Consider the following 14,349-nt stretch of genomic DNA (forward strand, 5'->3'; position numbering starts at 1 on the left):
GGGCGATAATCCTATACAAAATCGAGTGCTTGTATAGATTTCAGTTTGCCCTGTCCTCCGCAATTGCGTGGCGACCGGAACTAGTCTCATCTGGGCCGAGCTGCCTGTTTTAGACCAGCGGTGATAGGGATTTGAATCCGCCCGTGTCGGTCATCAGGCTTGAATAAGCCAGCAAGCCGGGGTGACTGCTTATCTTCCCTCGGGCTGCTTCGGCGCTAAGCGGCCCGGTAATTGCCCTAAATATGCCCAATAATCCCCCCCAACCAGGGTATGCAAAGGGCTCATTGGCCGGGCTTGCACTGGGCGACTAGCTGATACTCGAGACCCAAATGAGTCTACACCAGCACGACGGCCACGCCACCCCGCACTGACTGCTCATTGATTCCAGCCTAGGTCGAAGGCGAGAATGGCACATTGATCCTTAGGACATATGGACGCCCCGTTCCGGCAGATCCGCACAAAGCGATAGAAACACAAAGGATTAAAACATGGGAAATGTGCACGCAGTTGCTGGCTTCTTAGTTAACACTCAAAAGAGATACCGCTTTAGGCTCAATGGACAAAACTGCATAATCATAGGCAAGAATGGTGCAGGAAAAACATCTCTACTCACCTGCATTCACGAAAGACTAAAAAAACTAGTCTCGCACGAATTCACACAAGACGAACTTCGAAAAGATCAGATCAAAAGTCTCATAGAGCAAATCAATTTATATCCGCAATACGAAGAAAATTACCGGAACCAAATCCAATCAACTCGCAATTTACGCAAACAGGAATTTGACAAAGATCCATGCCTTGTACGAATTCACAATGGAGAAAATCTGCTGGAGGACTATAAGAGCAACAAGGCTGTCGTTCGCCTATACACCGCATACCGACAGGCAGAAATTAAAGCCGTTACATCAGCAGAGGCATATAAGAAGACAGAAACACGCTATTTTCCAGATCACAAGTTTGGCAAAGAATTTGAACAGCACTTGGTAAATATGCAAGTCAGACTTGCATTAGCAACCGACCGAAGATCACACATAGAAACAAAAATCAAAAATTGGTTCGATAGCTTTAATGAAAATCTACAATATTTGTTTGAGGATGAATCTGTTAGGGCAGTTTTCAATCCCGACGAATTAAGATACTACATTCACCAGCAGGGCAAGAAGCCTTTCACATTTCAAAACCTTTCATCCGGCTACGCTGCAATATTTGAAATATATTCCGACTTATTCATTAGAGCAGAATATCATCGTATCATCCCCACAGACCTGACCGGCATCGTACTTATCGATGAAATAGATGCTCACTTGCACATCTCACTTCAGCGAAAGATATTGCCATTCTTATATAAATCATTCCCTAACATTCAATTTATTGTAAGCACTCACTCCCCATTCGTCATAACCTCCACAGACGATACGATAATTTTCGACATCTCTTCCAACCAGGTCTCTAAAAACCTTTCCATGTATTCAATAGAGGCTATCGTTGAGGGACTTCTCGGCGTACCAGTGATTTCAAAAAATCTAGAGGACAAAATAGGACGACTCGTAGAGCTCACATCAAAAGAAAGCATATCAGATGAGGCCATGATTTTAGCTAAAGAGCTTAGCCCCTTTAGAGGCGGCATGGATAGCGAATCAGAGATGCACCTAGAAATCGCCATAAACAAAATTCTCAAACATAAACGTGGCGACATCTAAATGTTCAAAGTAACTAGAAGCTTCCCGCCTCCGGCATCGTTGGCTGCGAGAAGAAACTATGCAGGTGATGACGTTCTCGAAGCACTCAATCGTGACTTCCTTGGTAAGTGTTATATTTGCGAGACACAAGAACCACTCTCCTTGAACGTCGAGCATTTTGTAGCACATGAAGGTGATGAGGAACTCACCTATGCGTGGGAAAATTTATTTCTATCATGCGCACGATGCAACAACTTCAAAAGACATCATTACAACAACCTATTGAACTGCACCGACGATCGCATCGACATATTAAGGGCGATCGAACATATCGCCCCAGCGTCACCCGGGGCAAAAGTTAGAATTATTGCTAGATTACCTGACGAAAGCACGCAGTCTACCGCAGAACTCATACATAGGATATTCAACGAAGATAACACCGGAAACAAAAAAGTCACCTCAGCATACATGAAGAAGCGGCTATTTTCGGAGTATGCAACTTTTGTTAGGTACATCAATAAATACATCGACCCAAATACAATCGAAGAAGACAAGGCTCAAGCCGTATTGCATATACGACACATGGTGAGGGATGCTCAGCAATACTCTGCCTTCTTGCGCTGGGTCGCCCTAAATGATCCTACGATTTATGCACTCGTAGATGATATTATCCCGGTAGCTGGCGACTGAGCAATCAAAGCCATAGTCCGATATGAGGCGAACTTAAAAGTCATCAAAAAACCACAGAGGACTCCCACAATCCGACTCTACTGACACGTAATGAACATCACACACCGACTGTGCTGGAGTAGGGATAAGAAAAGGCGTCCAAGCCCCAATAAATAGGGGCTTGGGCGCCTTTTTTGTACCTACGTATCAACGTCTAATTGGGCATAATTTGGCATGGAATGGCCTACGGCTTGCCCCATTTTTGCCCCACGGATCCCCCCTACTGACGACGAGCTAGCCACTGATCATGATTCGGAGGAGGGGTGATCTGCGCGGGCTATAATCCTCGAGCTGGCAAAAGGAGTTTGTCGATGAAACGCGACCGAGCAATGGAAGAGCTACGTGCCCTGGTACTGGCAAATAACCCCCAACTCACATCAGCCGAGCTCGACAAACTCACTGATCTTCAGGTCCTGGAACGGGTCAGGAACTCGTTCATAGTGGATGATCAAGGCAGGCCAGGTAATGACTGGGAGGTAGTCCAGATGCGGGCGCGCCTTGATCGTCTCATTAAAAAGTACCGCTCTATGTCTCACCTGCACTGATCCATCCCATCCACCAAGGATAGGGATTTGAACCCGCCCGAGTGCGCTGCGGAAGGACAAGGAAAAGACGCCAAATGGGCTTAGGTTCGTATGGAATGTCTTATGGCTCACCCTCCCCCTGTAGGCCCTGACTGTAGACACTCTGACCTTTACTGAGTGATCTCAAAACAGTGGCACTCAATGAGAAATGACATTTTATACATCCCAAACAATCAAAATTGAATGGAGATCACATGGAAATAACAGCACTCACAGGACTAATACTGCAAATCAATAAGGTAATTGATTCTGGCAGACACAACAACATCACAATTTCTGATATACATAGCGCAATTGAATCGGGAAAAACATTGCGCTTCCTTAAAGAACAATGCGGCAATGATATAGATCTGAGCTTCCTGCTAGACAGCTCCGTCTATGGAGACTTTGAAGCTCTCTACGAAGAACAAATTTCGCAAATTTATAATGGTTACGCTGGGGATGAAAGACGCAGATGGGGCGTTCAGAATCTGGGACTTTGCCTTGTTCTCGCTTGGACAAACGAAATAATTCAACAGGGCCAATACAACAGCCCCAAAAACTAAGAGCCTGAGCTTAAACTTGGACTAGAAGACTTAATAGACATAACCCCTGAATACTCAGCGCTGACATTCAAAAAACGCACTATAAATAAGGAACACAAATGAGCGAAGAAAGTGCAATACTAGAGCAGTTACTTAAAAACGGCGATCTTGACCACTCGGACGATAAGGTTAGCGGTATCGCTAAGTTGGCTCTTGATAAAGGATTTGACAAACTCAGCACAGCTCAGAAAGCAGTACTCAAACCTCATTTGCACCGAGAGTGTGAGGGGGTAGAGGATCCTGGCGGTCATCATAATGAGTGTCAGGCAACCCTAGAGGGCAAAGATCTATCAGTGGCACTAGAACAAGCAGGCTATTACGGCAGCGTTTAATGCGAAAATTGCGTGAACGAAACCGAGCGGTACTCGCAAGAATGGAATCGAATTCAAAAAGAGTAAACTTCAGCGCAACACACCAGTTGTGCTGCCGTAGGACCAGAGAAGGCGCTCAACCCCATAACTTCAGGGCGTAAGCGCCTTTACAACGGTTTGCACCAATCTCGCCCGAATGGTTCAGCTAACTCGATCCTAGGATCGGCTCACGTGACATATGCGCGTCAGTGAAGCGGCTTCTTTGGTAAACCACCCAAAGCCTCACCTATCGATAGGTATTCGCTCCGAAGTTTTCTCATCGACTCCAGAGCCCGCACTCGCGCCCCTTCGGTAGCCGGACCACCCGTGACCGGAAGCATTTCAACTGTAGCTATCGAAAACTCAAGCTCTGCTAGGAGCTGCGCCATACGGCACCTTGTTTCTTCCAGAAACTGATCTGCCACGCCATGGGCTCTCTTGTTATTAGTTAATCGCCAAAGAAGTCCAGAGATTCACGAGAATCACAGGATTACCCGGGACCGTGAAGGGCAACGGCCATTGCTCCGGCTCCGCACCCACATGAGTGGCAGTACCAAAGGTCACACCCACACCCTTCCAGATTGGCATGTGCAGTACGCCATCATTAATCTCACTCGCAGCTTGCGCTGTTTGATATTTTTTCTTAAAGAGATCAACAGCTGCGTCTTTTACGTACTGAACGGCAGCCGCCTGCTCCGGGTACTTGGCCACAAACGTTGGCGAGGATTCAATCAACGCAGCAGCAGTATCATCGGCATTCAGAAAAACAAATTGCATCTTTAACTCCTTTTAAGTGTACTGACCCGACCAGGGCCAATGGAGTGAAACTATGCCTCGAAGTCAGCATGGATGTCCAGCTCTCTGCGCGTAGCTCGCCAAGCTCTACGGCGGGGCTTCCATCGAGCCTGCGTAAAACCCCCACACCATGATGGTGCTAAGCCTTACGTGTCGAGAACATCGGAAGTAACTCTTCGTATGCCGACATGTAATCTAGCTCAAGCGCAAGATGACCAGCCAGAAAGGTGTCGATATCTGAAATCCCCTCATCAAACTTTACAGTGCATATCTCTACCGAACTACCGGCAGGAAGCACATACTCAAGATAGAAAAACTCATGCTCCAGCAACTCACAACCTGGCACCCCATCAAATACTTTGATTACGAGAGGCGGCCCCTCCCCCTCTACCAGCACACCGTTGCGATAAACTCTGGCACCGGTAATAATCGCCGGACCAAGCCCAACATTACGCAGCTCGAATTTATAAACACCTTCATCATTGTAGGTGCTATGACCTGCCAAATGCGGACGCACACTTAACTTGTTGTGAGCTCGCGAAAGATGTGCTTGCCAGACAGTAGCGCCTAGCGCTAGAAGCGATATAAATATAGCTACCCATGGAGCTAAATCTAACTTTGAATCGCAGGGAAATTGTACATATTCCAGTACCACAAACAACGTCCAGCCTAGGAAACCAATGGCCAAGAAGCCCCACAGGGCCCAGGCCGTTGCAACCTTAATGTTGTCGGACATCCTCATTTTCCTCATTGCATCTCACGTGAAAAATTCAGAGCTTGCGTTGAAACTGTCAGGCGGTCGAGCAAAATTCGAGAGCGAGAGCGTATGCGCTCAACGCTGATGACTGGCTGAACGTGTTCACTCCACTTTGCCGCGTCGCCAGCATAACCTATACTGTATAAATATACAGATATCATAGTGACATCATGATGACTGAAGTGCTCGACCGGCAACCGCTTCGCCTCAACCTGGACGATAATCAAATTGAAGCTATCGCGTGGCTCATGGACCATCTGCCACTCAGTTTTAGGGACGTTCATTCTGCGCCTGCCCGTGAACTGCTGGGCTGGAGCATCGAAGACCTCAGTTCAGCATCCGGCGTTAGCCCGCAGGCCATCCAGCGGCTAGAGGGCGGTGCAAGCCTCACAAGCCTCAGAACGGTGAGCATGCACGCACTGGCGTTTGCGCTTGAGGCTGAGGGCCTAGTGTTTTTCCCTGGCCACCCGCCACTTAGGGGCATGAACTGTCGCGGCTCAACGAAAGACCCCCAGAGCCGCAGCGACTTCCACCTACTCGAGTAACCAGCCATGACGCAGCGCTACCGATTCCCAAGCGGAGAACTGGTACCTGGCATGGTGCTACCAGACGAGATCCAGCGGCGCCTTCGTCTGCTCCTCGCATCAATTGAAGCTGCCAGCAGCCCCGTAAACTGCTTGATTGCCCAAGCCAACGCGCAGGGGGCCTGCCTTGGCCTGGACATGGGGCATGTTCTGCTTCGCGCCGATATCGAGCGATTGGAGATTTTGGTCGACAATGTCGCTAGTCAGCGGTTGGCCGAGCTGGCCTGTGACGCGCAGCTGTGACCTGAAATATAAATTATGGTTTCTGTAACTGCGTAGATTAGGTTTCTGCTGCTACCTAAATTAGGTTGCAGCAGTTACCTAAGTTAGGTTTCAGCAGTTACCTAAATTAAGTTTCTGTAGTTACCTAAATTAGGTTTCCGTAGTTACGTAAATTAGTCTTCTGCAACACCGCAAGTAAAGCCTTGTCGTAGTACGAACAAGGCTTCCACTGTGGTACAAATCCCGTGACTCCTGTAGTACAACTCTCGCCCTCGCTGTAGTACAGCCACTTCGAAAGCCAGGTAATTAAAGCGCTCAGCCGCTTGGACAGTGATTAAGAACCCCCTAACCACCAGCCCAAAAACGCTCCAAATAAAATAACCATTGACAAGAAACAAACTTCCCCGGCTAAATCACCGCTTCTGAAGTATTAACGCACTCGCCACCTAGCCGAGCGGGCACACTCAACCCGGAGAAAGCTATGCACACTATCGATCTAATTATCACTCTCTGCATTGAAGTTGTGCGCTTGCTCCAATATATGCAGTTAGAAAAGCTGCTGCAGCTCTGACGGAAGCCAGTTCATGATCACCAGCTCGCCGGTCACCTCCGCCTTGCCCTGCCGCTGGTTGGTGTTGCTGTAGCGGATATCCAGGCACTCGAAGTGAAAGCCGTCGAAGGCGCGGCGGATGTCCGGGTGGTCGTTGATGCTGACCATCACCCTGCCCTTGCACCGGCGCATGAAGTCGGCCATGCGCTCATACTCTTCGAAGGGGAAGTCGACGCCATAGCCTGCGGTCTGCCAGTAAGGCGGGTCCATATAGAAGAACGTGTGCGCTCGATCATAGCGTTCGGCGCAGGCGAGCCAGGACAGGTTCTCGACGTAGGTACCGGCGAGGCGCTGCCAGGCGGCGGAAAGGTTCTCCTCGATGCGCAGCAGGTTGATGGCTGGCCCCGTGGTGGCGGTACCGAACGTCTGCCCGGTGACCTTGCCACCGAAGGCATGCTGCTGCAGGTAGAAGAACCGAGCAGCGCGCTGGATATCGGTGAGGGTTTCGGGGCGTGTCATCTTCTGCCACTCGAAGATCTGGCGAGAGCTGAGCGCCCATTTGAACTGACGCACGAACTCCTCCAAGTGGTTCTGCACAACGCGGTAGAGGGTGACCAGGTCACCGTTAAGATCATTCAGCACCTCCACCGGGGCGGGCTGGGGACGCATGAAGAACAACGCGGCACCGCCAGCGAAGACTTCGACATAGCATTCATGAGGGGGAAAGAGGGGGATCAAGCGGTCGGCCAGGCGGCGTTTGCCACCCATCCAGGGGATGATTGGAGAGGTCATAGGTATGCAAGTCTTTACTGTATAGATAAACAGGTGTTAGGCTCGCCGCGCTTTGTGCACAAGGCAGAGGCTGCGGCTGGACTTGCAGGAATGGTCTGCGGGTTCCGCGGGCCGGGCTGGATGTTGACGCATCCGCCCGGCTCGCCTCTTTTCTACTGGGTGACTTCGCGGACGTAGGCCTGGCAGGCCTGCAGCGCGATCAGTCCCCGGTCGCCTTCGTCGGTGATGGCGACAATTCGTTGAGCATGCGCTCGGTCAAGTTGGGCGCGTACGGCGCCATGTACCACGCCTCCGGTGCCGGCGGCGTCTCGCACCCCACCGTCACAACCCGAGCCGGCAAGGGCTCCGACGTCGACCAGGACTGACAGCCGCAGATCAGAGGTAGCAAGCCGGTCACGTAGGCGAGCTTGAGTTTGTTGAGCATCTTCCATCTCCTTCCAGTGCGTTTGTGCCTGGGCCTGTAAGCGGGCCTCCAGGGCGCGCCGCGCATCCTGTTCTTGCGCCAGCTGCTCGAGGGCTACCGCTGCAGCCCGCTCTCGCTCCAGGCCGTACTCATCGGCCTGTTTAGAGAGCTGTGCCTTGTACGCGTTGGCCTGCCACACCCAGGCTGCCCGTGCTCCGCCAGCGCTGGCGGCCAGCAGCAGCGCCACAGCGACCAAGCGAATGGCCCAGGTGCTCACCGCAGCACCTCAAGCGCTCGCTTGTAGATGGCTTTGCGATCCTCCAGGCCGTTGGTACCGCCGTTGATCCGCTTTGTGATGGTCAAGATGTCACCCTTGTCTGCCAAGGTGTTCAGGCCCTCCTTCTGCCAGAACCAGCCGGCCGACATCGAGGCGTAGACAGGTTGCTCGAGCAGCTCGGGGGTATTGAGCAACCGGCTGTCACCGAACAGGGCTTCGCTGCAGGCCTCGTAGTTGAACCGGCCCGTCACCTGGATGAGCCCACGGCCACGGTAGAGCTGGCCATCACCGTCCGCCTCCGGCGTGTTACCCAGGCGCTGCGCGAGGTTGCCGGTGTCGTACTTCGACAGATACTTGTCACTGCCCAGCTCGCGGACGTACTGCAGCTGGCCCGACTCATGCCCGATCTGAGCGAGGAACGCGGCCATGCGCAGGCGCGTGATGATGGCGAACTTGCCCATGGTGGCGTTTAGGGCGGGAACAAAAACGCCGGCTTTACGGCCGGCGTTCGGGAGGATCTGCTGCAGTTGTTTCTCGTTGATAGGCATCGCGTTGTTTCCTGTGAGTAGTTGGTTACGCCGGGGCTACATCCACCGTGCGCAGGGGTCTGTTCTGTTTTTTCTTCTTGCCCTTGGCCTTAGCCTTGCCCTTTTTCCCGCCGTTGCACTCGACCGTGGTCGACCATCCTGGGGCTGTGAATACGTGCTCCACACTGTCGACCAGGTACTCGCCATCCAGGCCGACCTTGAAGCCCTGGGCATTGATCGATCGCTCTGCAAACAAGTCGGTGCGCCCGACCATTTCCAGACGCACACTCGCCGTGCTGCGGTTGAACGCGGCCAAGCGGGCCTTAGCGGCTTGCTCGGCAGCAGTCTTGTGCGGGTAAATGTGTCGGTCGGTGTGTATTGCGGGCAGGCCCTCAGGAGCCTCGTCATTGCTCAGCTCAACCACTTTCAACACGCCAGATTTCTTATCCTGATGCTGGGTCTTCACCGCCTTCTGCGTGCTGCGATCACCGAGCCGGAACGAGTAACGACTCACGTCGCTGCGATTGATGGTGACGGCACCGAACGTCTTGCCTCCAGGGGTGGTGCCGCCCTGACGAGGCATCACCAGTAACTGGCCATCGCCGACCTTGGCAGTGCAGTCGTACTGCTTGGCCAGGCGGGTGATGAAGTTGAAGTCCGATTCGTTGCGCTGATCGACGCGGGGCACCTTGGTCTGCACCGTACACCCAGGCTTCCAGCCATTGCGTGCGGCGACTTCGCTGACAATCTGCGCGAGCGGTACGCCCTCCCAGCTGCCGCTGCGGGTGGTCTTCCCGCTGCCACGCATGTCGCTTGCCTTGCCTCGGAGGGTGATGGTGTCCGGCGGGCCGGTGACCTCGATCTCGTCGACTGTGTAGCTGCCCAGGCGGGCCAAGGACTTACCCTCATAGCCCAGGAAGACTTCAATCTTGGCGCCGCGCTTGGGTAGCGTGACGGCCTGGTTGCGATCATCGATGCGCAGCTCGAACTCGTCCGACTCCATGCCGGGCTTATCCGATGTCCGCAATAACAAGAGCCTGTCGTTGATCAGCGTGGTGATGTCCCGATTGTCCGCGACGATTCGAAAAGTGGGTTTCATGGGGACTCCAGAATGAAAAACTCCGCTCAGGGCGGGGTTTGTTGCACGGGCTCAAGGGTCAATCCCAAAGGGTGACTTCCTCCGCATCAGATGCAGGCCTTTCGGGGAAAGTGATCAGCACCCCGGCGCGGAAGGGCTGAGGCTCATCAGCCAGCCCCTGGTTGGCTTCCATCACGGCCTCAACCGTGCCAAGCAGGTGGCCGTAGTAAGCCTGGCAAAGGGTGTCGAGCAGGTCACCCTCAGACGTTCTGCAGGTCATCACCATACTTCGTGAACTCCAGGTTGAAGCCTTGTTTGCGAGGAATGCCCCCAGCTAGCAGCGCCGATTGGTCTTCCTCCACCTTCTGCAGGCACCAGTTACCCAACACCGCGCCATACCCGGTAGTCAGGCTGACCGGCAGTAAAAGCTTCCCGATGGTGCGGAGCGCGTCCAGTTGACTGATGCCGCCCTTGAACAGCGGGAACACAGCGCCCTTCACGGTAAGCGTGTCCTCGCCCTGCCCTACGCCCTGCTGGGCGATATCACGGGTCAGGCGCTCCTGGGACGCCCAGCGGAACGCTGTACGGCGCTGCAGTTCGTCGAACGCTGCCGTGTCCAGGTTGAAGTAGAACGGTTGGGAACCCGCCTTGAGCGGCTGCAAGATCAGCAAGTGAGGAAACGGCTTTACCGCCTCGGCTGCGGGGGTGGCATCCGCAGACAAGGCGGTGCTGGGAAAGATGTTGCCCAGTGAGGGACTGAGCTTGCCGGCCATGCGGTTGATCGCCGCCCCGGCCTTGCTGGCCTGCTCTCCGAGCGAGCCCAGTCGCTCTTGCACCTGTTTAGCAGCGCTGGTCACTTGGCTGTACTTAGCCGCTACGATGCCCACTGTCGACTGTGCAGCGTTGATCGCACGCATGGTACGTTGCAGTTTGGCACCCACCGCAGGGCCAATGATTGGCAGTGTCTCTAACTCCGAGGCCGCACCGGTCATGTCACTGACGGCACCGTTGAGCGGCCCCAACATGCCGTCGAGGCGGGTGCGACCGGCCTCGCCTGCCGCCACCAGAGAGGACAGCGTGGACTTCATTTGCTCCATGTAAGCCATGGCACCTCCTTAAACGTGAGAAGCATCGAATAGCTGGACGTTTGCTTGACGGCTAGCCAACTCTCCCTGAACCCTACCGATGAGGTCGCGTAACGGTGCTTCCATGGCTCGCACCACCTGATACGGATCTTTCACATCTCCTTGCACCGTCACCGGCATGCTCACTGACAAGTTGAATACCTGCTCAACCTTGGGCGCCTCAGGCTTCGCCTTCTCAATGCCCTGCACCGCCGCCGCCGTTGCCGGGACCGGCGCCTGCACCGACTCGACCAGCGACTTCACAACATCACCCACGGCGCTACCTTTGTCGGTCTGCTGGACCTCGAGCAGGCCGGGCTGGCTTCGCTCGACGACTCGGTTGATCACAGGCGCAATAGAGGTGGACACCTGGGGCACCTGCTCAATGGCACGCATGGCCATACCGAGTGCCTGTTGCTGATCGACGGGTGGAGACTCGACACGCGGCTTAGCAAGTAGCGGCTGGAGTGACAGGCCCGGCGCGAAGTCACGGTCCAGCCCGCCGTCCCCTTCGCCAAAACCGCCTACACCCTCAAACGGATCGCGCCGTGCGAACGCTGGCAACCTGCTGTAAGCCTGTTCGACTTCCTCGTCCGTCATCTGGTCGACGGACTTACTTGGCGCATGGGGCGGACTGGTCGCCGGGGACGCTTGCTGTGTCGGCTCAAGACCCTTGACCACCGGATCCGGCGACTTCACCACCGGGGTGGGAGATTTGGCGACAGACATCGCTTCGGGCGAGCCGACATCAGAAGCCGGTGGCTGGATTGGATCGAGACCTTTCACCACTGGATCCGGAGGCTTCGAAACGGATGCGGGGGCTTGCGCAACAGGCTCTGAGACGACCGCTACAGAAGTTTCCTGGGGGGCCTTGTCGTCCGGCTTCTCCGGCTGCTCAGCCTTGTCATCGCCGAACCAGGCTTTACCCAACCAGCCCCCAATAGAATCGCCGCCAAGACCACCGAGGACCATGCCAATGGCGCCGCCGATAGCGGTACCGATGACGGGAACCACCGAGCCTATGGCTGCACCGGCCGCTCCCCCGGCCCAAGCGCCCGCCACACCACCGGCGGCGCTGCCATAGCCCTCGGCCTTCTCATCGCGGGTCTGTGCATTCAAGGCTGTGTCTAGCACCTGTGGAACGGCATCAATAAACTTGCCACCGGGCAACTTGCCCGCCAAGCGCGTCACGCCACGCACACCACGAACAACGCGCCCGAGCTTGCCGGCCCCAGTTGCGACATCTGCCGTGGCCGTCACCCCCTTAACCGGTGACGGACTTGGTACTTTTCTGACAGGCGACGGGCTCGGTACTGCCTGAGTATTGCCCACAGAGCGAGCCTGTCGGCGCCGACGCCGCCGAGCTCGACGGCTTCCACCTTGTACGCCCTGGCCAGAGTCACCGCCGCCAGACCCGATGCGGCGGAAGGCATCGGCATTCACCACGAAAACCCGTTGAGGCGCGCTGCCAAGCGGCTGTCCGCCGTCATTGCTAGCCGGCGAGCCCAGCACCTTCCCTAGTGCTCCCAGCCCAGCGTCGATTACCGGATTTCCGGTCCCTGGTGAAACTGCTTCAGCAGGGTTGGCCTCAACTTGGCTACGACGCCGACGCCCCATTCCGCGACCACGCGCTACGTTGAAAACACCGCGACCGATCTTGGCCGTGCTGCGTACCGCAAACAGCGCAGCAATCCCCGCTGCCAGCCCAGCAAAGCCCATGGCAACCTCGGGGAATTTGTCCGACAGCTTGGTGATACCCTGCACCACTGCCGTGGCGCCTTGGGCGAACGCGTCAGTGGCCGGCCGGATGGCATCACCGATACTGCGCATAGCATCGTCAGTGGCCTGCCACAGCTCCGCCCAGCGCTGCGAAGACGTCTCTCGACGCTCCGCCAGGTTCTTGTCGAGAATGCCGGTCGCCTTCATAGAGTCGGCTTTTAGCTTGTTGTACAGCCCGCGGTTCTGCCCATAGGCTGTCAGCGCTGCCTTGACCTGCATGTCGGCGAACAAATCGCCCGTACGCAGTGTCTTCTCCAGGGCCTCGAGGGCCGCCTTCGCCTTCTCCGGGTCGACTTCCTTGTCGATGTTGGCCTGGGCGTCCTTGATCTTTTTCGCCTTGGCCGGGTCGGTAGCCTCGACGTACTGCATGGCCAGCCCCATCGACGCCTCGATGACGTTCATGCCTTTCTGCAGGCCAGTGTTGAGTGACGCCTGGTAGTCGATGCCTGCGTCCTTGTAGGCCTTGACCACGTCGCTTGCGCCGATTTTCTCCATCCAGTTCTTAAAGTTGTTCGCCGCTTCGTCCGAGCTGCCGGCGGTCTTCATCTGCACCTGCAGCATCGAGCCCAGGGACGAGACGGCATCCAACCCGGTGATGCCATTCTTCTCCATGCCCGCGAGCAGCTGCGGGAACCACTTCGCCATGTCGCTGGCCTCGAAGCTGCCCGCCTGCCCCTGGTAGGCAATTGCCTCCAGCGCCTGCTGCATCACCTTCGGGTCGGTGATCTTGGCGTTCTGCTGCAACGCCATGATCATGCTGGCTGTGTCGACACCGGAGGCTCCCTGGCCAACCGAGAACTTCGCGGCAGTGGTCGCATATGACATGGCTTTGTCCAAGTCCATGCCAGCACCCACAAGCTGGTTGATCAGATCGGCCACATCGTTACGGGCCATGCCCGTATCTTTAGAGGTCTGAATAACCGAGCGACTGAGCTCTACCTCCTGCGGCTTGCCGGCCGCGTCGGCCTTGATCGCGATGTCACGGATGATCGCCTGGTAATCCGCACTGACCTTGGTGGGAATGGCGGTCAGGCCAACACCCACCGCCGCTGCACCCACAGTTGTTTTGAGCGAGGACTTGCCAGCTGCTATCTGCTGATGCCCCTTGACTTGCAGGTCAGCGACCTTTGCATCACGGGCTAGCCGTTGGTACTCGCGACCCAGCCGGCCAACCTCGACGCCCTGTTTGCGCAGCACTTCAAGGTTGCCGTTGAGCTTTCGCAGCAGCTTGTCAGCGGCTGCAGAGCCAGTGTCGTGGGCCCGCTTCCACTCCGATTGCAGTTTTATCGTTTCGCCAATGGTGCTCTTGAGCACCTTGGCCTTGTCGCCTTTTTTCGCCAGCTTGTCGATATTGCTTTCGACAGTGCGGAAAGCCGCACCGACCGACGACGCCACCACGCCGCCGATCTCTAGCGATAACGCCAGTTTGCTTGCCATCGGTTACCCCCTTAGCGGCTCAATCCATGAGCCACCAGACCATGTCCTCCCAGGGCATGGTCATGATTTCACCAGACGAAAAGCCCAGTTCCTTGGCC

General features: G+C 55.3%; 16 protein-coding genes. 7 read left to right on the forward strand and 9 right to left on the reverse strand.

From position 1 onward, the window contains the following. The first annotated feature begins 488 nt into the window (after positions 1–488). The 5 genes from J5M56_RS02200 to J5M56_RS02220 all read left to right on the forward strand — a co-directional run bounded on the left by J5M56_RS02200 (position 489) and on the right by J5M56_RS02220 (position 3,908). Entirely contained in the window at positions 489–1,700 is a 1,212-nt protein-coding gene (locus tag J5M56_RS02200; RefSeq protein ID WP_207869388.1) for an AAA family ATPase, read from the forward strand. Continuing rightward, positions 1,701–2,369: an HNH endonuclease gene (locus J5M56_RS02205; RefSeq protein ID WP_207869390.1), complete on the forward strand. Its 669-nt coding sequence runs from the start codon at positions 1,701–1,703 to the stop codon at positions 2,367–2,369. A gap of 350 nt (positions 2,370–2,719) precedes the next feature. After that, positions 2,720–2,953 (forward strand): hypothetical protein, encoded by a 234-nt coding sequence (locus tag J5M56_RS02210; RefSeq protein ID WP_207869391.1) that lies wholly within the window; start codon positions 2,720–2,722, stop codon positions 2,951–2,953. 233 nt (positions 2,954–3,186) lie between these two features. After that, positions 3,187–3,537 carry a hypothetical protein gene (locus J5M56_RS02215; protein ID WP_207869392.1) on the forward strand — a complete coding sequence of 117 codons (351 nt, stop codon included), beginning with the start codon at positions 3,187–3,189 and terminating at the stop codon, positions 3,535–3,537. 98 nt (positions 3,538–3,635) lie between these two features. Further along, complete coding sequence (locus J5M56_RS02220; RefSeq protein ID WP_207869394.1) at positions 3,636–3,908, forward strand: hypothetical protein; 273 nt, start codon at positions 3,636–3,638, stop codon at positions 3,906–3,908. Between the two features lie 462 nt (positions 3,909–4,370). Here the strand turns inward: J5M56_RS02220 and J5M56_RS02225 are convergent, their stop codons facing one another. Next, a complete protein-coding gene (locus J5M56_RS02225) occupies positions 4,371–4,703 on the reverse strand; it encodes a hypothetical protein (RefSeq protein ID WP_207869396.1) in 333 nt (110 codons plus the stop codon). A 157-nt stretch (positions 4,704–4,860) separates the two neighbouring features. Then, complete coding sequence (locus tag J5M56_RS02230; protein ID WP_207869398.1) at positions 4,861–5,457, reverse strand: hypothetical protein; 597 nt, start codon at positions 5,455–5,457, stop codon at positions 4,861–4,863. A gap of 269 nt (positions 5,458–5,726) precedes the next feature. Here J5M56_RS02230 and J5M56_RS02235 point away from each other — a divergent pair, with 269 nt between their 5' ends. After that, complete coding sequence (locus J5M56_RS02235) at positions 5,727–6,023, forward strand: helix-turn-helix transcriptional regulator (RefSeq protein ID WP_243430466.1); 297 nt, start codon at positions 5,727–5,729, stop codon at positions 6,021–6,023. Between the two features lie 6 nt (positions 6,024–6,029). Beyond that, positions 6,030–6,305, forward strand: a complete 276-nt coding sequence (locus J5M56_RS02240) for a hypothetical protein (RefSeq protein ID WP_207869402.1) — start codon at positions 6,030–6,032, stop codon at positions 6,303–6,305. A 526-nt stretch (positions 6,306–6,831) separates the two neighbouring features. On the opposite strand, the gene J5M56_RS02245 is transcribed toward J5M56_RS02240, so the two are convergent. The 7 genes from J5M56_RS02245 to J5M56_RS02275 all read right to left on the reverse strand — a co-directional run bounded on the left by J5M56_RS02245 (position 6,832) and on the right by J5M56_RS02275 (position 14,251). Continuing rightward, a complete protein-coding gene (locus tag J5M56_RS02245; protein ID WP_207869404.1) occupies positions 6,832–7,626 on the reverse strand; it encodes a DNA adenine methylase in 795 nt (264 codons plus the stop codon). A 152-nt stretch (positions 7,627–7,778) separates the two neighbouring features. Then, on the reverse strand, positions 7,779–8,306 hold the full coding sequence (locus J5M56_RS02250) for a lysis system i-spanin subunit Rz (RefSeq protein WP_207869406.1): 528 nt from the start codon (positions 8,304–8,306) through the stop codon (positions 7,779–7,781). Next, positions 8,303–8,854 (reverse strand): glycoside hydrolase family 19 protein, encoded by a 552-nt coding sequence (locus J5M56_RS02255; protein WP_207869408.1) that lies wholly within the window; start codon positions 8,852–8,854, stop codon positions 8,303–8,305. The genes J5M56_RS02250 and J5M56_RS02255 overlap by 4 nt, the downstream gene beginning before the upstream one ends. A 25-nt stretch (positions 8,855–8,879) precedes the next feature. Then, a complete protein-coding gene (locus J5M56_RS02260; RefSeq protein ID WP_207869410.1) occupies positions 8,880–9,932 on the reverse strand; it encodes a contractile injection system protein, VgrG/Pvc8 family in 1,053 nt (350 codons plus the stop codon). A 58-nt stretch (positions 9,933–9,990) separates the two neighbouring features. After that, positions 9,991–10,197, reverse strand: coding sequence for a tail protein X (locus J5M56_RS02265; RefSeq protein ID WP_207869412.1), 207 nt, complete (start codon positions 10,195–10,197; stop codon positions 9,991–9,993). After that, a complete protein-coding gene (locus J5M56_RS02270; RefSeq protein ID WP_207869414.1) occupies positions 10,172–11,017 on the reverse strand; it encodes a phage tail protein in 846 nt (281 codons plus the stop codon). The genes J5M56_RS02265 and J5M56_RS02270 overlap by 26 nt, the downstream gene beginning before the upstream one ends. A gap of 9 nt (positions 11,018–11,026) precedes the next feature. Continuing rightward, positions 11,027–14,251 carry a phage tail tape measure protein gene (locus tag J5M56_RS02275; protein WP_207869417.1) on the reverse strand — a complete coding sequence of 1,075 codons (3,225 nt, stop codon included), beginning with the start codon at positions 14,249–14,251 and terminating at the stop codon, positions 11,027–11,029. Positions 14,252–14,349 lie beyond the last annotated feature (98 nt).

It is taken from the genome of Pseudomonas sp. 51_B, from assembly GCF_017491595.1.
In the GTDB taxonomy this organism is placed as follows: Bacteria; Pseudomonadota; Gammaproteobacteria; order Pseudomonadales; family Pseudomonadaceae; genus Aquipseudomonas; species Aquipseudomonas promysalinigenes.